This window comes from Winogradskyella sp. (assembly GCF_013213835.1).
Taxonomy (GTDB): Bacteria; Bacteroidota; Bacteroidia; order Flavobacteriales; family Flavobacteriaceae; genus Winogradskyella.
In genome coordinates this window covers 375,452-397,628 of sequence record NZ_JABSSU010000004.1, presented here as the reverse complement: position 1 = coordinate 397,628, position 22,177 = coordinate 375,452, and the positions used below count along the sequence as shown (strand labels likewise).

Genomic DNA, 22,177 nt, shown 5'->3' with positions numbered 1-22,177 from the left:
CCAGAAAGTTCCTAAAGAATACGGTATCAATAGGTACTTAGCGTTATATTTGCACCACTAATTTCTATTATACGTGAGCAAAACACATATTTCGCAAACGTATGCACAGACTTTACAACTTCAAAGTCTGCAAAATACTATTGCTCAAACTCAAGTAAAAACACATCTAAAAGGACTTATTGGTTCCTCGTTATCATTTGCAATTTCTAGTGCTTTTAAATCCGCAGAAAAGCCATTCTTATTAGTCTTTAATGATAAAGAAGAAGCGGCTTATCATCTGAATGATTTAGAACAATTACTTGATGCTAAAAACGTCCTTTTCTATCCAGGAAGTTATAGAAGACCATACCAGATAGAAGAAACAGATAATGCAAATGTGCTATTACGTGCAGAGGTTTTAAACCGCATTAATTCGCGCAAAAAACCTGCTGTTATTGTTACTTATCCAGATGCATTATTCGAAAAAGTTGTAACCAGAAGAGAACTAGAAAAGAATACTTTAAAAATTGGCGTCAACGATGAGCTATCAATAGATTTTGTAAACGAAGTTCTTTTTGAATACAACTTTAAGCGCGTAGATTTTGTAACAGAACCTGGTGAGTTTTCGGTGCGTGGTGGCATTGTTGATGTGTTTTCATTTGCGTATGATGAACCTTATCGTATAGAGTTTTTCGGTGATGAAGTAGATAGTATTAGAACTTTTGATGTAGAAACACAACTCTCAACTGAACAGATTAAAAAGATTAGCATCATCCCAAATGTTGCTAATAAATTTTTAGAAGAAAGCAGACAAAGTTTCTTTAAATATGTCGCTCAAAAAACAGTAGTTTTTGTCAAAAATGCTGAACTATTATTTTCGAGAGTAGACAAACTTTTTGAGAAAGCCTCAGAAACCTTTGAAACACTTTCTAACGAACTCAAACATTCTGAACCACAAGAGCTTTTTTGCGATTCAGAATTACTAAAAAGACAGTTGTTAGATTTTAACTTGGTTGAATTTGGATCAACAGCACTTTTTAGTTCAAATAAAAAAGTCATTGAATTCAACACCAAACCACAACCTTCATTCAATAAGCAGTTTGAACTTTTAATTGATAACCTTAATAGTAATCATAACAAAGGTTACACCAACTACATCGCTTGTTCTAGCGAACAACAAACAAAACGTTTGAATGATATTTTTGAAGACGTTAAACAAGATATCCACTACAAAACAATTGTATTACCATTATATCAAGGTTTTATAGATGATGACAATAAAATAGTATGTTATACCGATCATCAAATTTTTGAACGTTATCACAAATTCAACCTTAAAAATGGCTACGCTAAAAAACAAGCCATAACACTCAAAGAGTTAACCAATCTAGAGATTGGTGATTACGTGACTCACATAGACCATGGTATTGGTAAGTTTGGAGGATTACAAAAAATTGATGTTGAAGGAAAAAAACAAGAGGCTATTAAACTTGTTTATGGTGAACGCGACATTTTGTACCTCAGCATTCATTCTTTACATAAAATTACCAAGTTTAACGGTAAAGATGGTAAACCACCAAAAGTCTATAAACTTGGTAGCAAAGCCTGGAAAACGCTTAAACAAAAAACCAAGAATAGAGTTAAAGAAATTGCATTTAACCTTATTCAGTTATATGCTAAGCGAAAACTAAAAAAAGGCTTTCAATATGCACCAGACAGCTACTTACAACATGAGCTAGAGGCATCATTTATTTACGAAGACACACCAGACCAAATGTCTTCTACTGCAGATATAAAAGCCGATATGGAAAGCGAACAACCTATGGATCGCTTGGTTTGTGGTGATGTTGGTTTTGGTAAAACTGAAGTTGCCATTAGAGCAGCTTTTAAAGCAGTAGATAATGGTAAACAAGTTGCAGTTTTGGTACCTACAACTATTCTGGCTTTTCAACATTTTAAAACATTTTCTGAACGTTTAAAAAACTTACCTGTTACTGTAGATTATGTGAACCGATTTAGAACGGCAAAACAAAAACGCGAAACCTTAGAACAACTAGAAAATGGTCGAGTTGATATTATTATTGGCACGCATCAATTAGTCAACAAAAATGTAAAGTTTAAAGACTTAGGATTGCTCATTGTTGATGAAGAGCAAAAATTTGGAGTTGCTGTTAAAGACAAGCTAAAAACCATTAAAGAAAATGTTGATGTTTTAACGTTGACGGCTACACCAATTCCGAGAACGCTTCAGTTTAGTTTAATGGCAGCAAGAGATTTATCTGTTATAAATACGCCACCACCAAATCGCTATCCTATAGAAAGTAGAGTCATTCGCTTTAGTGAAGAAACCATTAGAGATGCTGTGTTGTACGAAATTCAGCGTGGCGGACAAGTGTTTTTTATTCATAATCGTATAGAAAACATTAAGGAAGTTGCTGGTATGATTCAGCGGTTGGTGCCAGATGCTAAAATTGCAATTGGTCATGGACAAATGGATGGTAAAAAGCTAGAACAGTTAATGCTCGGTTTTATGAATGGTGAGTTTGATGTACTAGTCAGTACAACCATTGTAGAAAGTGGTCTCGATGTTCCTAATGCGAATACTATTTTCATAAACAATGCTAATAATTTTGGATTAAGCGACTTGCATCAAATGCGTGGTCGTGTAGGTAGAAGTAACAAAAAAGCCTTTTGTTTCTTTATCACACCAGAATATTCTGCAATGACTACCGATGCCAGAAAACGTATTACTGCTTTAGAGCAATTTACAGAACTTGGTAGTGGATTTAATATCGCTATGAAAGATTTAGAAATTCGTGGTGCGGGTGATTTACTTGGTGGCGAACAAAGTGGATTTATTAATGATATAGGCTTTGATACGTATCAAAAAATACTAAATGAAGCCATTGAAGAACTCAAAGAAAATGAATTCAAAGACCTTTACCAAGACGATACCGAAGATAAAGTGTATGTAAAAGACATCACGATTGATACTGATTTTGAATTGTTATTTCCGGATGATTATGTAAATAATATCACAGAACGATTGAATCTTTACACCAAACTCAACGCGCTTAAAAACGAAGAAGAACTAATTCAGTTCGAAAAAGACATTATAGATCGTTTTGGTGAAATGCCTCAACAAGTTATCGATTTATTTAATAGTGTTCGTATCAAATGGATTGCAACGGCAATTGGTATTGAAAAAATCATCATGAAGCAAAACAAGCTTATTGGCTACTTTATAAACGATCAGCAAAGTGCTTTTTATCAAAGTGCTAGTTTTACTAAAGTGTTGCAATTTGTGCAAACCAATCCGAAGGCATGCAAAATGAAAGAAAAGCAAACCAGAAACGGATTACGTTTGTTACTCACTTTTGAAAATATTAAATCTGTAGATATTGCTTTAAAAGCATTGTCGAGAATATAGTATCACGTCAGTTTGAGTGTTTTTACCATAGCAAAAATGTATCGAAAACAAGTGATGCTATTTTCAAACTCTTATTCTCGATACAAATTTTACTCATTAACAATCGTAAAATTCACTCGAATTGACGACTTTTAAATAATGAAACAAAACTCACATCTAAATCACGTCTTCTGGCTTATTATCGCCTGTGTTTTTGTGAGTAGTTCTGGTGCTTTAGGTAAATTTATTGATATGCCCACACCAGTTATTATTTGGTTTAGAGCTGGTTTAGCTGCATTATTTTTATTTATCTTTTGCATCATTAAAAAGATTAGCTTAAAAATTGAAAAAGGTAGGGATCGATCTACTTTTTTATTGGCTGGTTTCTTCATGGGAGCGCACTGGATCACCTATTTCTATGCTTTAAAATTATCTAATGTTGCTATAGGAATGTTATCTCTATTTACATTTCCTGTTATTGTCGCACTATTAGAACCTTTATTCTCTAAAGTTAAATTTGACCCAATGCATGTGCTATTAGGGATCCTCGTTTTAGTTGGCATTTATATACTTTCACCAGAACTAAATATAGAAAACAACACGCTTCAAGGCATACTTTTCGGAATACTTTCTGCGGTTTGTTATGCACTTCGTATTCTAATTCTAAAAGGACATGTTGCAAGGTATAACCCTACAATGCTTATGTTTTATCAAGCTGCAATTATTACAATACTTCTAGTGCCTGTGTTATTCTTTATGGATTCGACGAATATCACAACGCAATATCCATATCTTATTTTATTAGCGTTGTTAACCACAGCTATTGGACATACACTATTCGTAAACAGCCTCAAATATTTTAAGGCAAGTACAGCAAGTATAATCGGTAGTAGTCAACCTATATTCGGAATTATTATTGCCTTCTTTTTCTTGAATGAAATACCAACATTAAATACATTTGTTGGAGGCTCACTAATTTTAATTACTGTAATCATTGAAAGCTTAAGATCTAAAACTTAAATAATGGCGTAATTATTGAGTATACTATCTAAAAAAACATCAAAAAATGCATAAACTACTATTTCTTATTCTGCTTTTACCAAGTCTTTTAATTTCACAAAGTGTAAAAGGTACATTTTCACCAGCTGAGGATTTTACACATGCATTTTTATATCAGGCGACACCAGATGGTGCAACTTACATCAATCATGGTAAACTAGATGAAAACGGTAGTTTTGAAATCGCTTTAGACTCTACGGCAGCACCTGGTATTTATAAAATTGTGTATGCAGTACCAGCAGAACAAAATAATTTTGACTTTATATACGATGGCAAAGAAAATGTGGCGTTCAATTTCAATCTAGAGACTGGAGTTGAATTTACAGCTTCTGAAGAAAATAAACTTTGGACCTCTTATTTAAATAGTATGGCCATGGTAAACCAAACCATAAGTAATTATTATGCTTCCAACAAAGACGATAAAGAAGGTTTCAATTCAATTTTTAAAGTTGCTAAAGACACACAAGCAGCTTATGAAGAATCTGCTAGTGGTAAAATTGTATCTGCGTTTATAAGTGCCAACAAACCATATTTACCTAACGAATATGAAGATGTAAGTACCTATTCACAACATCTGAAAGACAACTTTTTTAGTCAAATAGATTTTAGTAATTACATGCTTCAATGTTCAACATTTTTGGTAGATCGTGTGGTCGGATATGTATTTAATATAGTTGAAAATCCAAATGATAGCACCTATAAAAACCTTGTCAATGATGTGGCTAATACTATAAGTGACGATAATGCTGCAATTAAAACCAGCATATTAGAAATTTTATGGCAACGTTTTGTATCCTTGGACAATCACGAACTAGCAAATTACATTACAGATAACTATCTTCTAGAACTAGCAAACAAAGTAGGAAATATTGCAATGGCAGAAATGCTAGTGTCATATAAAAATACTTCCATTGGTGCTTTAGCGCCAAATTTTGAAATAGCTTCTACAGAAGCGACAACAAGCCTTCATAATCTCAATGGTTCTCAACACTATTTATTAGTGTTTTGGAGTAGTGGTTGCGGACATTGTTTAAATGAACTTCCAAAATTAAAAGAGATTGTAGCAGATAAGCCAGATCTTAAAGTAGTTGCCTTTGGATTGGAAGATGACCCAATGAATTGGTCTCAAGAAATTAAAAAATACCCTGAGTTTATACACACGATTGGCTTAGGTAAGTGGGAAAACAAAACTGTTAAAACCTATGGTATTGCAGCTACACCTTCATACTTTTTACTTGATAGCTCTAAATTAATTGTAGCCAAGCCATATGAATTTAAAGATTTAGAGGTCATCTTAAGTAATTTATAGATATGCCTTCTTTGAAGGAGTTAAAAGAGAACTATAGAGGATTCTCTGATTCAAAAATTGAAAATATAGCCAGAAAAGAGTCTAAAGGACTCATGAAAGAAGTACTTCCCATTCTTAAGGAAGAAATTATAAGAAGAAAACTCGATCAAAATTTAATTTCTCGGATAGATACAGAAGCGAACCCTTTTGAAGGTGTTGAACGTAAACAGCTAATTCAAACAATAAAATCTCAGAGATGTCCCAAATGTAATTCGGAGCTAGAACTTTTTGGATTTGAAACAAATACAATTAAGAGTTTTTTGTTTTTTACTTGTATTGAAAAAAGAGAATATATCCTGTGTATGTCTTGTGGTGTATCAAAAAAACTTACTGCCATAGTCACAACTCTATTATTAGGTTGGTGGTCTCCAAAAGGATCCCTTAGTACTCCATTTATTCTAATTACTGACATCATTAACTTTATGTACTTGAATAAAATAAGCAAGCGTATAATTAATGATTTTATTGATGAAACCAATGGAACAATAAGACGATACGGGTCAAATGATGATGTTATCAAGAGACTTATTCAATGGAAGAATAAATCTAGCAAATAATACAAAAAACGCCCAGCAAAAAAAGTGTTTGCTGAGCGCTTTGAAACTAAATAACCAACCAAAATTTAGCTCTATGAATGTCTTTTACTTTCTCTAGGGTTATCTACCTTAGGTGTACGTTGTTTACGCTTCTTTGGTTCACCTTCTATATTAGACTTTCCTTCTACATTAGAACCTCTATAAAACGCCGTGTATCCTCTACCTTCAAACTCGTAGACTGTTCCGGAATTTGCATGAAACAACTCTATAGTTCCATCATTAATAACTGTCATTTCAAAGAATTCATTGCCTAAGAAATCATAATCTAATGTTAAGTTTTTAGTGTATAAACTACCGTTTATATTTCCAACTCCATAAATCCCTGTGTAATCCCAAAATATGTTATTGGTATTATTAATATTAACGTCTTGAGAACTTCTAAATGTCGAATCATTTCCACCAGCTAAAAACTGTAAATAGTTCTCATTATCAAACTCATTTAATGCTCCAAAATTACTAGTATATACTTTTTCCCAAGCCTCGTATTCTTGTAAGAAATAGTGAATATTTTCTGAAAAGACCAGATCATAGTCGAAAGTCGATCTTTGGTAACCATCTAAAAAGTATGATGTATCATTAAATGGGTTGTATAACTCTATAGTATTATTATCTATTTGATATACATCAAAGCTGTTATAGCCATCAATGACATGATTAATATCTAATATCATATCATACGCATTATAGGTTCCTATTTCTACACCAAAACCATTTCCTTGACTTCCAAAACCTACCAAGTTATTGTTAGCATAGACTACACCTCGATCAAAAGTTAAGGTAAATGCAATCTGTAAAAATGGTGTTTCGCCGTATCCTTGTGTTCGGTTTACATCAACATACCATAAGTCGTAAGAGTGCAATAACTGATCTAATGAAATCGATGGACCATTATCTACAATTACCTGCTCTGTGTAGCACGATGTCAGCATCGTAGCACTCAACATAAATCCTAAGAGTAATTTTATCGTTTTCATAATTAATGGTTTTAAGGTTTCTATTGAAGTAAATTCAAAACCTATGCCAAAATGAAAATTGACTCATAGACTAACACTTTTCACAACCTAATAATTCTTTAAATTTTGTTTACTTTTGGGTAACTAAATTCACACTATAATATATGAGTGACACTAAAAAATATGCTGTATTTGGTTCTGGTAGTTGGGCAACGGCAATTGTAAAAATGCTTTGCGAAAACTTAAATGAAGTTGGCTGGTATATGCGTAGCGAAACCATTAAAGAGCACATTAAAAATGAACAGCATAATCCTAGTTATCTCAGTTCTGTAGAGTTTCATACTGAGCAGTTAAAACTCAGTAATGACATGAATGAAATAGCATCATGGGCAGATGTTCTCATTTTTGTAATTCCTTCGGCTTTTATGCATTCTGAATTACTGAAACTTTCAGTAAATATTAGTGAAAAAACTGTGGTCTCTGCGGTAAAAGGTATCATTCCAGAATCTGGTTTATTAGTTGGTGAACATTTTCATGACATCTATTATATTCCGTTTGAAAATATTGCTGTTATTGCTGGCCCTTGCCATGCTGAAGAAGTAGCGCTAGAACGTTTATCATACTTAACGATTTCGTGTGCTGATGCTAAAAAAGCACAAGAGATTGCCGATAAATTTTCGAGCTCTTACATAAAGACTAAAATTAGTGATGATATTATTGGTGTAGAGTATGCTGTAATGCTTAAAAATATTTATGCTATTGCAGCTGGTATTGCACATGGATTGGGTTATGGTGACAATTTTCAGAGTGTATTAATGAGTAACGCCATTAGAGAAATGAAACGTTTCATTAAGAAAATGCACAAAATGAAACGTAACATCAACAACTCAGCATATCTAGGTGATTTGCTCGTTACTGGATATTCTATTTTCTCTCGTAACCGTATGTTTGGCAACATGATAGGAAAAGGTTATACGGTAAAATCAGCACAGATGGAAATGAACATGATTGCAGAAGGTTATTATGCTACTAAGAGTGCTCACTTACTCAATAAGAAAAATCTAAAGAAAACAAGATTGCCAATTATAGATGCGGTTTATGCGGTGTTATACGAAAACAAAAACCCTAAAAAAGTCTTTAAAAAACTGACTGAACAGTTGGATTAAGAATTGGCTTGAAAGTCACCAATACTGAATATAAAAATCTATTTTTTGCTAGCGTCGATGATAGGGCTGAAAACTTCTGGATCGATTTTGCAGTCTCGTCTGCAATAGGTGTTGGTTTTGCTTGGATAACGTACACTGGAATAACAACTACTGTTTTAATTTATTATTTCTGCAGATTCTTGTATTACTTTTTATCTGAAATAAACTCAGGACGTACTTTAGGAAAGTGTCAGACACAAAACCTCGTAGTGGATAAAAGCGGAAATGAACCTTCAATAATGCAACTTGCTATTAGGTCTTTATCTAGATTCATAAGTTTACCCTCAGGAGTTAGCGATGACGAAAGGGCTATCCATGACGTACTTTCTAAAACCTTTGTAATAAAGGACAACTCTTAAAAGAAAATTGAAATAAAACAACCACTATATCTAATATTTAGACAAGTAATTTTTGTTTATTTTATATATTATTTTCTAGATCAGCCTACATATAAAACTATAGATTATATCGCTATTGTAGCCTTCTCACTAGGAATAATTGGTGGTTTTATAGCCCTTTTTCGAAAGTAAAAATCTACTCTTCTTCATCAAAAGCCATAATCTCATCAATTTACTTTTGAGTTTTTGCTAATCGCTTATTAAGGAAGTAATTCCATCCTAGAATTGATATTAAGGATATAAGATTTAAAGGTATGTAGATATACAACACCCATTTTACCCAATCATAATCCCATAGAAAGTATATGATTGTAACGGCAATTAGTGTTCTTACTAAATAAACGAGTAATTTTTTATTTCTATGCTTTTTTGAAAGAATAGGATCTTTAGATAACTGTTGTAGTTCTTTTTTTAAAGCATCCATAGCACTATTATTTGATTAAAACACCTTTCACTTCCATTAAAGGAATATTCTGTAGCGCTTTCTGATTAATGGTATTCTTTCTAAAAAGATAGGTTTTATCAAACATTTGATTACCATCAAAAAAAGTGACCTTAAAGGTATTATTAAGTTCTAGCACCTTCTCTTGTAAAAACTCAATTTTCGCGTAACTTTTAGCTGGTAGGTTAGCAATTGAATGTCTCATAGGAGGTGTCATCTTCGACTCTGAGTACCCTTGTGATACAATTAAAACAGTATCTAAATCCCTATCAGAATCATTTATGATATATGCAAACCAGTCCGAATCTTCTGATGTTTTTTGCTACTTTCGTACAACGGCAATATGAACACCTTTAACTTCGGGGATGGTGATGTCTTTTTTCACGACTTTAAAGTGCTGACTTAAACTGCTCTAAGAAACGGACATCATTTTCGCTTAATAAACGAATATCACTAATTTGGTTAAGTAGCATCGCAATACGATCTATTCCCATTCCGAATGCGAAACCAGAATACACTTTAGAGTCAATGCCGCAGTTTTCTAATACGTTAGGGTCTACCATACCACAACCCATTATCTCTAACCAACCTGTACCTTTAGTGATTTTATAATCTGTTTCGGTTTCAAGTCCCCAATACACATCAACCTCTGCACTAGGTTCTGTGAACGGAAAGTAAGATGGACGTAATCTAATCTTAGATTTGCCAAACATTTCTGTTGTGAAATATTGAAGTGTTTGTTTTAAATCAGCAAAACTCACATCCTTATCAATATACAAGCCTTCTACCTGATGAAAGAAACAATGTGAACGCGCAGAGATAGCTTCATTTCTATAAACTCTACCTGGCGAAATAGTTCTTATTGGTGGCTTATTATTTTCCATGTAACGTACCTGTACAGAACTGGTATGTGTACGTAATAATATATCTGGATCTGTCTGAATAAAAAAGGTATCCTGCATATCTCTAGCAGGATGATATTCTGGTAAGTTTAAGGCTGTAAAGTTATGCCAATCATCTTCAATCTCCGGACCTTCACTTACGTTAAAACCAATCCTTGAAAAAATATCGATGATTTCATTCTTTACAATAGAAATTGGATGGCGCGCACCAAGAGATACTGGCTCTCCAGGACGAGATAAATCACCATAAATACCTTTATCTTCTTCTAAACTTTCAAGAGCTTCTTTTAGCGTGTTTACTTTCTCTTCAGCAGTTTTTTTAAGCTGGTTTATAGTTTGCCCAAACTCTTTCTTTTGTTCGTTAGCAACATTTTTAAATTCAGCAAAATATTGCTTCAATAATCCTTTAGAACCAAGGTATTTAATTCTAAACGCCTCAACTTCTTCTTTTGACTGTGCCGTAAATTCCTCTGCTTCAGCTATAAGCTCTTTTAACTTGTCTATCATCTTATGCTATACCTGTTAATTATCAGGTAATTGAGTTTTTATTTTGAACCGCAAATTTATAAAAACTTAATCTATATACTCAGTTTCTACAAAATAGTTTACGATTGCTTCTTTCATTAATACACTTTGCTCTCCTGCCTTAAGAAAAGGCAATTGTGCTTTTACTTTATAATGTGGCCAACCATCTTCGTCTACAAAATCAAATTCATAAAATCCATAGGGTTCTAAAACTATACAAATGGCAATATGCATTAAATCTAATTTTTGATCTTTTTTAAACTCACGATGCAATTGACCAAGTTCTTGAACACCTATTAAATAGATAATTGAATCTAAATCTAAGGTGTCTCCATCCGCAAACTGATTAGAGAGTTTCTCCACTACCAATTCCCATCGTTCTTTAAGTTTTTCGTCTCTCGCCATGATTCTAAACTCTATTTTCTGCCTTCATTTTTTAGAAGTTTCAAATTTAATAAACTAATACGGCTTCATCCACGTTATTATATTAAATTCAAAAATATCTTTAAATAGAGCGATGTGCTTTATAAGATTTGGATATTTTTCAACTTAAAAAATGATGTATTTTTGTCTAAACAACTAAGTCAATGAGTTTTATAGATATTATTTTAGGAGCCGCCCTATTATTTGGATTAGTTAGAGGTATCATGAAAGGACTATTTGTTGAAGTCGCCTCACTTTTAGCGCTTGTGTTGGGTGTTTATGGTGCAATTCACTTTAGTTTCTACGCAGCAGATTTAATTCAAACTAAAGTAGATTGGAATCTTAAAACTATAAATATAGTGGCATTTGCAATCACCTTTATTGTAATTGTTTTCGCGATTAGCTTAGCAGGCAAAGCATTAACCAAACTTGCTGACTTTGCTGCATTAGGTATGTTAAACAAACTACTTGGAGGTGCATTTGGTGCATTAAAGATTGGACTAATTTTAAGTGTTCTTCTTATTGTTTTTAACAAACTTAACAATGCTTTACCATTTTTAGAAGATGAAGATATTGAACAGAGTGTGCTTTACAGTCCTGTTAAATCTATTGCACCAATATTATTTCCAACACTTATTAAAAGTGATGAGCTAGAAGACTCAACTGAAACCACCACGGACGAAACCGCATAAAAAAGCCACTCGTTAAGAAAGAGTGGCCCAATTAAGTCATTATCTATTGATTAAGTTTTGGGTTTTCCTTAAAGAACCTTACAAAACTCTGAGGGTTTTCAACGGTTCCACGTTCTGAATATAGCTTTATTGTAATATTTCGTTCTCTAGCTTTAATAGCAAAATCTTCAAGAATTTCGATAATATCATTATCTAAATACGTTGTTTTCCTTACATCTAATTCAAAATAGGTGTTCTCAGGTAAATTATCTAATTCCTTCAAAATGGCACCTTTGTTAAAAAAGGTTACTTCTTCTGCTAAGGTCATTTTTATCTTGCCATCATCAACATCTTCACCTTCTTTATGTAAGAAGTGTGAATTCTGAAAACTTCTATATAATACCACAAAAATACCAACCGCAAGACCTAAACCGATACCTTTAAGTAAATCCATGAACACAATACCGACAACAGTAATTATAAAAGGTACAAATTGTGTCCAACCACCTTTATACATGGCTTTAAAAGTCGAAGGTTTTGCGAGTTTATAACCCACAATAAAAAGTATGGCTGCCAAAACGGATAATGGAATATAGTTAAGCACATGAGGAATAGTTACTACCGAAATCAATAATAAAAAACCATGAATAATAGCACTAGCTTTAGATTGACCACCAGATTGAATATTTGCGGAACTGCGCACTATCACTTGTGTAATAGGTAATCCACCTATTAACCCAGAAACAATATTCCCAGCACCTTGAGCCAATAACTCTCTATTTGTTGGTGTTACTCTTTTGTGAGGATCTAATTTATCTGTCGCTTCCACACAAAGCAGTGTTTCCAGAGAAGCCACTAATGCAATTGTAAAAGCTGTTAAAATCACATCTGGTCTCGCTATAACTGCGAAGTATGGAAAACTAAACTGACTTGCAAACGATTCAATACCATCAGGAACAGGAACATTTACTAAATGTGTTGTTTCAATCGCTAATAATTCGTTGCCGCTGGTTAATAAATAAAATATAATACCAACCACAACTGCAACTAAAGGACCTTGAACGAGTTCAAAAAACTTTCCTTTTTTCATTAAGACATTACTCCAAAGAATTAAAATGATTAAACTCACTACACCTATTATAGTAGAGCCAATAGTGATATCATCTATAGCTGAAAAAATAGCCGAAAATGTATTTTCACCAGAAGCCTCAACAAAGCTATCAGCACCTTCGGGCTCTTTATCATAGCCAAAAAAGTGTGGTATTTGCTTAAGAATTATAATAACGCCAATACCTGTAAGCATTCCTTTTATTACAGAAGAAGGAAAATAGTACCCAATAATACCTAGCTTTAATATTCCAAAAACTATTTGTAAAATACCTGCTAATACAACGGTAACTAAAAATACTTTGAAACCCATTATTGGATCACCAAACTCTTTAGTGAAATTTTGAATAGCCAATAATACAATGGCAGCTAATCCTGCGGCAGGTCCACTGACACCAATCTGAGAGCCACTTAAAAACCCTACAATAATACCTCCTACAATGCCTGCGATTAAACCTGAGAACAACGGAGCACCACTAGCCAATGCTATTCCTAAACATAATGGCAGGGCAACGAAAAAAACGACAATACTTGCCGGAAAATCACTTTTTAGTGTTTTAAACATAATGATAAATTGATTGTAGTTTTAGAGATAAACTCTAAAACATGATTTAGTTAGTTACAGATTCTTAAAATCTATTGATGATTGATTTTAAACCGATAAGAACTCTGGAGGTGGCAGCACTAAATTGAGATGTGGTTGTAAGTAGTTCTTTTGCGAATAAGCGTCTCTTGTACCATCAAATTTTGTTGTGAATGTATCTAGAGTTATGATTGAGGTCATTTCAAAAAGAAGTTCAAAATCCTCCAATTCTTCTTCCTCATTACAACCATATAATATTGTAGTATCCACAGAGTCTTCTATGGACAGAATAATTGTTGGAGCACTTACAATTGCCATGAACAGAATCATTAAGCAGAGTGCTAAGTTTTGCTTTAAAATCATAGGTTGTGCCTAACAAATATAGCATTAACTATGAATTATCAAAGATATTATGTCTTAAAAAGAGCGTAGTAATTGTATATCAGCGCTAAGAATCCATCCGGTTGAGTCGTCAGACAATTTGATCTTACTCCAATCTTCATAGGTTTCTAGTACCTGAACTTTAGTGCCTTCATGAAGTCTGAAAACTTCCTCAGAACTTTTATTAGCCTCAGCCTTTACTCTACTTTCTTGGGCAAATACAATTGCAGGATTATCTTTTTTATGTAATCGCTCTTTCTGAAAAGCCATAAATACAGAAAAACAAGCTACAATGAGACTTATAGCACTTACAATAAATGCAATCCGCTTTCTTGTAGTTGCATAAGCAAAATGGTACATTAAAAAGAGTAGCACAAATAGAATGACACCTGATATGGCAATTTTAGCCCATGAATCCGCAGAAAATGTGTTTACAATATTGTTTACGATTCTTGCAAAACCTACCTTAGGTACTTTATCAATCGCATCAATGCGCATTTTCTCAGCATACCTTAAGTTATTTTTAATCTCACTGTCATCTGGATTTAACAATAAAGCTTTTTCAAAATAATAAATACTTTGAGCTGTATTATTAAGTTTATAATTGGCATTACCCAAATTATGGTACAGTTCTGCTGAATGTATACCAGAGTTTAAAATTGATTCATACTTCTCAATAGATTCAGCATATTTTTTATCGTTATATAGTTTGTTTGCTTCATCAAATAATGCATCATTCTGAGAAAAGCTCAACACACTAAAACAAACCGTAAATAAAAGTAGTATCGCTCTCATGTTATCTCATTTGTTTATCTATTGACGAAATGGTTTTGGCTGCTTTCTCATAATCATTCTCCATTGTTACCTGTGTAATTGGAGTATATCTTGCTAATTCACAACTTTCTAATATTGAAATAAAATCCGATACAATTGCACTTTCAACCTTTAGATCAATAAGTAAACCTTGAATCTTTTCTTTATTAAAATCACTAGTTTCAATATGTAATTTTGCTTTTAAATAATTGTGTAAAGCACGCTCCAGTGACTCATAAAACGTTTCTTTCTGGCCTAAGTTTTTCTTTGCTTCACTTAAGTATTTTTTAGCCAACTTATCTGCTTTTCTTCTTTTCATGCCCTTAACATCAGCATTGCGCGCATCTTGTTTCTTTCTAAGAATAATTGCTATCGGAATACATAAGAATGGAATAAGAAGTAATGCCCAAAATAAATTTGATTTAAAAAACTTTTCCTCCGAAATCGTTACCCAATTTGATGTTGTTTTTATAAACGCAAAAGATCCACTTGTTGTCACTGTCTGTTTTGGACTGTCTACAGTGTCATTGGTTGTGCTATTTGAACCTGCTGTTGGACCTTTTAAAACATCTATAATAATCTCATCTGAAGTAATACGTTTATAAGTTTCAGTAGCTAAATCAAAATATGAGAATGAGATTGGTGGCAATGGGTATTTTCCACGATATTGCGGTACTATAGTATACGTATCAGATACTCGACCTTGCATGCCACTCAAAGTTGTACGAATATTTTCTTTATGTTCTGGTTCGTAAACTTCTAGTGAACTTGGAGTAGTCAATTCTGGTAATTCGAATAAATTCATATTTCCTTTACCTGAAACCTCAACCGTAGCTTGTAAAGATTCTGTTGCATCCAGTTGCGTCTTAGATGTTGTAACGCTAAATGAAAAATTACCTACAGCTCCCTTATAGTCAGCCGGCTTTCCTTGCTCTGGTAGAGGCTTAACGTTTAAAGTACGGCTTCCTGCTGTAACTGTTTTTGGGACTTTGGTCATTAATTGTCTGCCAAAAATATCCGTACGACCTGACGGCACTTCAACATTTACATCTAAGACTAAAGGTTCAATTTTTAGCTTACCAGATTTTTGCGGGTAAAGCACTGTTTTTCTTAAAACAACATATCTATAATCTTCACCTTTATACTTTGTCTTCTGAACATTAAGACCTTTAATTTCAATATTCTGACTCCAAAAATCATTATATCTGGGTGTTTGTTTTTCGCGCCAATTACCATCTATACCAACTTCTCTAGAAACATATAACTTATACACAACAGTTACAGGTTCATTTAAATAAGGATTTGTTTTTGAAACCTCAGCAATAAGATGAATATTATCATCAGCAATATCTGCTGCACCTGGTGGTGCATTTGGCCTATCTACAGCGTTAGTAACTGTTACAGTAATTGGGAAAGTCTTATAAATTTCTCCTTCAATTTCAATTTTAGCCTGCTTTATAGTTAGCTTACCTTTCTTATTAGGTGCTAAAAAGTAACTATAAGTCTTTTGATACGTTTTCTTACCATTAACGTAAGAGTTCATTAGAGAAGTGTTAGGTCCACCAACAACAGTAAAACCATCAAAGCTTGGTGGCACAAAATTATCACCGTCTTTATTCATCTCAAAGTCGATGCGTAATCTTTCGTTTACTCCAAGTTTCTTCTTACTTACTTTCGCTTCAAACTTCACATCTTGAGAAGTTGCAATACTAGTTATAAGTATTAAAAATAGTAGTGATATTGATTTAGTTAAGTTCATTTATAATCTAAAAGTGCGCTTTATAATTGATGAGGTTATAACAGTGACTATATTGAGAGATTACCAGTCTTTACCTGTTTTTACTTTAGCCCCTTTTTGTTTTTCTGCATTAATCTTTTGTTGCACTTTTTGTTCTTGATTTTGCATAGCCTCTAGGATATTCTTCATCTGTTGTGGTGACATTTGTCCTGGTTGAGGCTTAGGCTTTTGATTTGGATTCTTTTTGTCTTTATCTCCTTTACCATCATCTTTTTTATCTTCTTGAGGCTTACCTTTGTCGTCTTCTTCCTTATCGCCTTCTTTCTTGTCTTTGTCTCCTTCGTCCTTCTTATCCTTTTCTTCGTCTTTTTTCTCGTCTTCTTTCTTCTGTTCTTCTTCTTTATCCTTTTCTTCCTCTTTGTTATCGTCTTTTTTATCATCTTCACCACCACCATCTTGCTTCTGCTGTTCTGCACATTCTTTAGCTAAAGCGAAGTTGTATCGTGTTTCTTCGTCAGTAGGGTCATTTCTAAGAGCATTTTTAAAGGCCTCAACCGCTTCTTTACACAATTCTTTCTCCATTAAAATGTTACCAATATTGTGATAAATTCTATGCTTTTCGTCTTTAGATTTAGCATTCTGAGCAGCTTCTTCGCTTCTAAACAAGGCTTCTTCTAAACTACCACTCTTAATATAGGAATGCGCTAAATTATATGATCCGACAGCTTTAGTAGGAGCTTTAGAAATTGCTTTTCTATAAGCCATTTCAGCTTCTATATGATTTTCTTCTCCAATTAGTTCATTACCACTATATACCAAATCAGTAGCAGCTTTTTCATCTTTTAATTTCTCCTTTTGGCTTTCCTGTGCAATTGCCGAGAAACTTATAAAAAATCCAAAAAGTAATATATATAGTTTCATAGTCAACTTACTTTAAATTAAAAGTAACAAACCCAATGTTTTAAATGCGTTAAAGAACTTTTAATATTTAAAAATCCTCGTTAAAAAGGTTTAATTTTTTTAACCACGCTGTTTTTCTCTCTAAAAAGAATATATCTATAAACAATAACAAAATACCTAATCCCAAGAACCATTGAAACTGGTCTTTATAATCAGCAATTTGTTTAGATTCAAATTCTTTTTTATCCATTTTTTCTAACAAATCCTTAATAGTATCAACAACCTCTGAGGTATTACTACCATTAATATACGCGCCATTAGTTTCCTCTGCTATTTCCTTGAGTGTCGTCTCATCTAACCTTGTGATAACAGTCTCACCGTTTCTATCTTTCTTGTAATTAAGAACTACTCCGTTTCGTTTTATGGGTATTGGTCCACCTTTAACATTACCAACACCTATTGTGAAAATTCTTATACCTTCTTCATTAGCTTCCTCAGCAATATCTATAGCATCACCTTCATGATCTTCCCCATCTGATATGATGATAAGAATTCTATTTTTTTGTTCTTCATCATCATAATATGTTTTAGCAAGTTGAATCGCTTCATGTATTGCTGTTCCTTGAGAAGACAACATATCTGTATTCATGTTTTGAAGAAACATTTTAGCAGAAGCATAATCTGTTGTTATCGGTAATTGTGGGAAAGCTTTACCTGCATAAGCAATGATCCCAACTCGGTCACTAGCGAGATTGTTAATAATTTGGGTCACCAATTGTTTTGATTTGTCGAGCCTGTTAGGCGCAATATCTTCAGCTAGCATACTTTTAGAAACGTCAACTGCAAAAACAATATCAACACCTTGACTTCTCACAGTTTCTAACTTAGTTCCTATTTTTGGATTGACTAATGCTAAAGACAAGCACAAAAATGCACCACAAAGAACCAACACTTTTAATACACTCTTAAAAAGTGACTGATTAGGACTTAAGCGCGACAGCAAATGCGTATCAGCAAACTTCTTCTGTGCAGAACGTCTCCATATCTGTAAAAACACAAACAGCATTATAATTACTGGTATCACCAATAACGTCCAAAACCATATTTTCTCATCGAGTCTAAACAAAACTTCTAAATATTGTATTTCTAAGCAAGAGTTCTATCAATAATAATAATCCGGCGAAAAGGATAAATGGTCTATACTTCTCGTCATAATTATAATACTTCTTCTCTTCAATTTCTGTCTTTTCTAGCTTATTGATTTCCTTATAAATCTCAGCTAACTTTTTATTGTTTGTCGCTCTAAAGTATTTACCACCGGTTGCATCAGCAATTTCTTCAAGCAACTTCTCATCAATTTCTACTTGTTGACGACCATATCTAAAGCTACCATTAGCATTGAAACCAATTGGTGACAAGGCCATACCATTTGTTCCTAAACCAATAGTATATACTTTAATGCCATATTCTACAGCTAATTCACTGGCAATTTTAGGATCTATAAACCCTGAATTATTCACACCATCAGTTAAGAGAATAATTACTTTACTTTTTGCCCTGCTATCTTTTAGACGGTTAACTGAAGTCGCTAATCCCATACCAATGGCAGTGCCTCCTTCAATGATGGTGTTGTATTTAATATCTCTAAGAGATCGTTGTACGATAGACTTATCTGTAGTTATTGGTGTTTTGGTATATGCTTCACCAGCATACTCAACCAAACCAATACGATCATTAGGTCTTCCATTTATAAAATCTGCGGCAACATTCTTTAAAGCTTCTAGGCGATTCGGTCTTAAGTCTTTTGCCAACATACTCGCTGATACATCAATTGCCATTACAATATCAATACCTCTAGTAGTTTTTGTTTTTGTAGAAACATCTACAGTTCTTGGTCTTGCTAAGGCTGTAATCAAAAGTGCTAATGCAATAAGTCGTAACGCGAATAACACATGTCTAAATTTTGACCAAAATGACGATGCAGCTTTAAAACCTTTAATACTAGAAATTTTCAACTCAGCAGTTTGTCTACTATGTTTTAAGGCATACCAAATTATAGCTATTGGCAAAAGCAATAGAAACCAAAACAATTCCTTATTTAAAAACTCTAAATTCTCAAACATTATTTTTGTTCTTCTTCTTTTTCTTGGCCTTGAGTATATATCTTAATAGAATTATAAATCTTTTCTTCTATTTCAACTGAATAAGAATCATCAGTCTCAAATAACACATAAAACACGAAGATTTTCTTCTCACTTTTAAAGCTCACTATTTTATAACTTGTACCAATTTTGTTCTCACTTCCTTGAATAGGAATATTCATAGTTCCTTTGACCTGAAAACCTTTAAAGCCATTATCTGTCTCAAATTCACCATCTATAACAACTATATTTTCAGCTTTTAGTTCCTTTTCAAAAGCATTAATCTGAGCTAAACCTAAAGTCTTTTCATCTAATAGCTGTATGGATTCATCAGAGTTATCTGCTATAATTAAGCATATTGATAAATGACTCTCTTCATTGACATACAAAAACTTATCGTAGTCGCTATCATTAAACCCTTTTTCTTCTTTTGTTAATCGTCTTAAAACATCTGGAGTACTAATCTCAAAAGGTGGAATACCGTATTTACTGGTCACCCATTCACCTTCTAACAACACTTTACTTTCATGTCGTAATAAAGTATCATTCACGTACCCAAATCCAAACTTAAGTCCAAATCCAACATACGTGGCAATAAGCAGAAATAACGAAATAGCACCAGTCAAGATTACCTTATTTCGCTTTTTCTTGCGCTCTTGTTCTTCTTTATATTTCTGGTCTAAAAGTTTTTCTTCCTCCGACGGTTCTGGCAAAGAAGATTTTACATTATCAAGTTCTTTTTCAATGGTGGCTCTATCCATTTCAATAAGCCCAGTTTCAGGTAATGATTTAGCAAACTTCACCAAATCTGCACGTTTTAGTATGGACTCAAGATTCTTTATGGTATCTTTAGTTAAAGGCACTTGATTGCCTTCCTTTAGTAATTGAAGTCTTTCGATTAATTCATCTGTTGTACTTTCTAACGAACGTTCATAGACCTTTTCATCTAGATAACTTCTTATGATCTGGGTTAATTCTGAATAGTATTCCTTAACCTCTGAACGAATTAAGTACTGACTTTCGTCTAATTTTTGAAGTCCAATTTTGGCACGCTCATAAGGTGGCAACAAAGCAATTTCCTCTTCTTCAGTCAGTGGTTTTTTCCTCCAAATGAACCAATATAGCAGAAACCCTATAACACCTATAATTGCGAGGATAAGTAATAGCCATTTCCACCAATTACTACTACTTTTATCTACTTCTATAATTGGCTTAATGTCATAAAGCTTTTGCTTTGTGGTATCAACCTTAATTGTATTTACTTCTACACGAAGTGAATCCGTATAAAACGGCTTGTCACCAACAATTATTTTTTGTCGCGGAATGGTGTAAGCACCCGAATCAAACTGTGTGAGTTTGTATATTCTAGATAACACAAACTTTGATTCCTTTTTTGTGGTATCAATTTTTAAAGCTTCAACAGCTTCTAATGGCATAAATGTTTGACCTTCCGGAAAGACCACTAAATTAGTAGTGTCTGTTTCTACATTTATTTTATAATTGATTTGTTCGCCGATTCTTATTTTGGTCGTATCAACTTCGGAAGTAACTTGGCTAAATGAGATTAAAGAAAAGAAACAAGAAACAATAGCTAAGACCATTGTTGTTCTTCTTTTAACAAATTTGTTATTGCACTTTTTACTTTTCACTTCTAACTTCTAACTTAACCTATGCTCTTCTTTTAAAATACCCTAGCAACTTCTTCACATAACTTTCATCTACTCTACAGTCAATAGAACCAGCACCAGATTTAGTAAAACTGTCTTTAAAGTAGTTAACACGCTCATTATAGTATTTACCGTAATTTAATCTTACTTTCTTTGATGCAGTATTAACCAACATCAGCTCACCAGTTTCTTCATCTTGCATTTGCACCATTCCAATATTCGGAATCGTTTCTTCATGCTTATCATAAACTCTAATCCCAGTAATATCATGTCTACCTGCCGCTATTTTAAGATTCTGCTTGTAGTCTTCAGCTATAAAATCTGACAGAACAAAAACGATTGCTTTTTTCTTCATTACGTTAGACAAGAACTTTAAGGCTTCAGCAACGTCGGTTTTAGTACTCTTTGGTTGGAATTCTATAAGCTCTCTGATGATTCTTAAAACATGAGAACGTCCTTTTTTTGGAGGAATGTAAAGCTCTATATCATCTGAAAATAAAATGAGTCCTATTTTATCATTATTTTGAGTTGCAGAAAAAGCCAAAGTAGCTGCAATTTCAGTAACGATTTCATCTTTAAATTGATTTTTTGTTCCGAAGAATTTACTACCTGAAACATCTGCCATAAGCATCATGGTTAGTTCGCGCTCTTCTTCAAAAACTTTTACATATGGCTCATTATAACGTGCGGTAACATTCCAATCTATGTTTCTAACATCATCTCCAAATTGATATTGACGCACTTCAGAAAAAGTCATACCTCTTCCTTTAAAGGTAGAATGGTATTCGCCCCCAAATATATGATCAGACAAACGACGTGTCTTAATCTCTATTTTTCGTACTTTTTTTAGAAGTTCTTTAGTGTCCATTGTTTCAGTTTGCAGTGTTCAGTATGCAGTGAGCAGTCCTAAAAGCATTCAGCATAAGCTTTCAGTAAA

Annotated in this window: 21 protein-coding genes; 7 read left to right on the top strand and 14 right to left on the bottom strand. The window is 33.3% G+C overall.

Annotated elements, in window-relative coordinates:
• Positions 1 to 73: 73 nt before the first annotated feature.
• The 4 genes from mfd to HRU50_RS07535 all read left to right on the top strand — a co-directional run bounded on the left by mfd (position 74) and on the right by HRU50_RS07535 (position 6,352).
• Entirely contained in the window at positions 74 to 3,409 is a 3,336-nt protein-coding gene (gene mfd / locus HRU50_RS07550; RefSeq protein ID WP_296349828.1) for a transcription-repair coupling factor, read from the top strand.
• A 138-nt stretch (positions 3,410 to 3,547) separates the two neighbouring features.
• A complete protein-coding gene (locus HRU50_RS07545) occupies positions 3,548 to 4,408 on the top strand; it encodes a DMT family transporter (protein WP_296349825.1) in 861 nt (286 codons plus the stop codon).
• Between the two features lie 46 nt (positions 4,409 to 4,454).
• Positions 4,455 to 5,756, top strand: a complete 1,302-nt coding sequence (locus tag HRU50_RS07540; RefSeq protein ID WP_296349823.1) for a TlpA disulfide reductase family protein — start codon at positions 4,455 to 4,457, stop codon at positions 5,754 to 5,756.
• Between the two features lie 2 nt (positions 5,757 to 5,758).
• Positions 5,759 to 6,352, top strand: a complete 594-nt coding sequence (locus HRU50_RS07535; RefSeq protein WP_296349821.1) for a hypothetical protein — start codon at positions 5,759 to 5,761, stop codon at positions 6,350 to 6,352.
• A 71-nt stretch (positions 6,353 to 6,423) separates the two neighbouring features.
• Here the strand turns inward: HRU50_RS07535 and HRU50_RS07530 are convergent, their stop codons facing one another.
• Positions 6,424 to 7,365, bottom strand: a complete 942-nt coding sequence (locus tag HRU50_RS07530) for a nicotinic acid mononucleotide adenyltransferase (RefSeq protein ID WP_296349819.1) — start codon at positions 7,363 to 7,365, stop codon at positions 6,424 to 6,426.
• A 143-nt stretch (positions 7,366 to 7,508) separates the two neighbouring features.
• Between HRU50_RS07530 and HRU50_RS07525 the strand changes: the two genes are divergently transcribed.
• Together HRU50_RS07525 and HRU50_RS07520 are read left to right on the top strand one after the other, a co-directional pair.
• Positions 7,509 to 8,510 (top strand): NAD(P)H-dependent glycerol-3-phosphate dehydrogenase, encoded by a 1,002-nt coding sequence (locus HRU50_RS07525; RefSeq protein ID WP_296349817.1) that lies wholly within the window; start codon positions 7,509 to 7,511, stop codon positions 8,508 to 8,510.
• An 8-nt stretch (positions 8,511 to 8,518) separates the two neighbouring features.
• Positions 8,519 to 8,908 carry an RDD family protein gene (locus HRU50_RS07520; protein WP_296349815.1) on the top strand — a complete coding sequence of 130 codons (390 nt, stop codon included), beginning with the start codon at positions 8,519 to 8,521 and terminating at the stop codon, positions 8,906 to 8,908.
• Between the two features lie 211 nt (positions 8,909 to 9,119).
• Here HRU50_RS07520 and HRU50_RS07515 read toward each other — a convergent pair whose 3' ends face one another.
• From HRU50_RS07515 to HRU50_RS07500, 4 genes are all read right to left on the bottom strand, one after another.
• On the bottom strand, positions 9,120 to 9,371 hold the full coding sequence (locus HRU50_RS07515) for a hypothetical protein (protein ID WP_296349813.1): 252 nt from the start codon (positions 9,369 to 9,371) through the stop codon (positions 9,120 to 9,122).
• 7 nt (positions 9,372 to 9,378) lie between these two features.
• Positions 9,379 to 9,594, bottom strand: a complete 216-nt coding sequence (locus tag HRU50_RS16035; protein WP_366927358.1) for a hypothetical protein — start codon at positions 9,592 to 9,594, stop codon at positions 9,379 to 9,381.
• A 184-nt stretch (positions 9,595 to 9,778) separates the two neighbouring features.
• Positions 9,779 to 10,798, bottom strand: coding sequence for a phenylalanine--tRNA ligase subunit alpha (gene pheS, locus HRU50_RS07505; RefSeq protein ID WP_296349811.1), 1,020 nt, complete (start codon positions 10,796 to 10,798; stop codon positions 9,779 to 9,781).
• 66 nt (positions 10,799 to 10,864) lie between these two features.
• The gene (locus HRU50_RS07500) at positions 10,865 to 11,221 is read right to left on the bottom strand and encodes a hypothetical protein (protein WP_296349809.1); all 357 of its coding nucleotides are present in this window, start codon (positions 11,219 to 11,221) and stop codon (positions 10,865 to 10,867) included.
• Between the two features lie 182 nt (positions 11,222 to 11,403).
• Here HRU50_RS07500 and HRU50_RS07495 point away from each other — a divergent pair, with 182 nt between their 5' ends.
• Complete coding sequence (locus HRU50_RS07495; RefSeq protein WP_296349807.1) at positions 11,404 to 11,931, top strand: CvpA family protein; 528 nt, start codon at positions 11,404 to 11,406, stop codon at positions 11,929 to 11,931.
• 43 nt (positions 11,932 to 11,974) lie between these two features.
• On the opposite strand, the gene HRU50_RS07490 is transcribed toward HRU50_RS07495, so the two are convergent.
• The 9 genes from HRU50_RS07490 to HRU50_RS07450 form a co-directional block, all read right to left on the bottom strand.
• Positions 11,975 to 13,582 carry a SulP family inorganic anion transporter gene (locus HRU50_RS07490; RefSeq protein ID WP_296349805.1) on the bottom strand — a complete coding sequence of 536 codons (1,608 nt, stop codon included), beginning with the start codon at positions 13,580 to 13,582 and terminating at the stop codon, positions 11,975 to 11,977.
• 87 nt (positions 13,583 to 13,669) lie between these two features.
• Complete coding sequence (locus tag HRU50_RS07485) at positions 13,670 to 13,963, bottom strand: hypothetical protein (RefSeq protein ID WP_296349803.1); 294 nt, start codon at positions 13,961 to 13,963, stop codon at positions 13,670 to 13,672.
• Positions 13,964 to 14,017: 54 nt separating this feature from the next.
• A complete protein-coding gene (locus HRU50_RS07480) occupies positions 14,018 to 14,776 on the bottom strand; it encodes a tetratricopeptide repeat protein (protein ID WP_296349802.1) in 759 nt (252 codons plus the stop codon).
• 1 nt (position 14,777) lies between these two features.
• Positions 14,778 to 16,553, bottom strand: coding sequence for a BatD family protein (locus HRU50_RS07475; protein WP_296349800.1), 1,776 nt, complete (start codon positions 16,551 to 16,553; stop codon positions 14,778 to 14,780).
• A gap of 60 nt (positions 16,554 to 16,613) precedes the next feature.
• Positions 16,614 to 17,453: an aerotolerance regulator BatC gene (locus HRU50_RS07470; RefSeq protein WP_296349798.1), complete on the bottom strand. Its 840-nt coding sequence runs from the start codon at positions 17,451 to 17,453 to the stop codon at positions 16,614 to 16,616.
• Positions 17,454 to 17,520: 67 nt separating this feature from the next.
• Entirely contained in the window at positions 17,521 to 18,558 is a 1,038-nt protein-coding gene (locus HRU50_RS07465; protein ID WP_296349795.1) for a VWA domain-containing protein, read from the bottom strand.
• Positions 18,551 to 19,555 (bottom strand): VWA domain-containing protein, encoded by a 1,005-nt coding sequence (locus HRU50_RS07460; RefSeq protein WP_296349792.1) that lies wholly within the window; start codon positions 19,553 to 19,555, stop codon positions 18,551 to 18,553. Before HRU50_RS07460 ends, HRU50_RS07465 begins: the two co-directional genes overlap by 8 nt.
• Positions 19,555 to 21,174: a hypothetical protein gene (locus HRU50_RS07455; RefSeq protein ID WP_296349790.1), complete on the bottom strand. Its 1,620-nt coding sequence runs from the start codon at positions 21,172 to 21,174 to the stop codon at positions 19,555 to 19,557. Before HRU50_RS07455 ends, HRU50_RS07460 begins: the two co-directional genes overlap by 1 nt.
• Positions 21,175 to 21,241: 67 nt before the next feature.
• Positions 21,242 to 22,108 (bottom strand): DUF58 domain-containing protein, encoded by an 867-nt coding sequence (locus HRU50_RS07450; protein WP_296349788.1) that lies wholly within the window; start codon positions 22,106 to 22,108, stop codon positions 21,242 to 21,244.
• Positions 22,109 to 22,177: the final 69 nt, after the last annotated feature.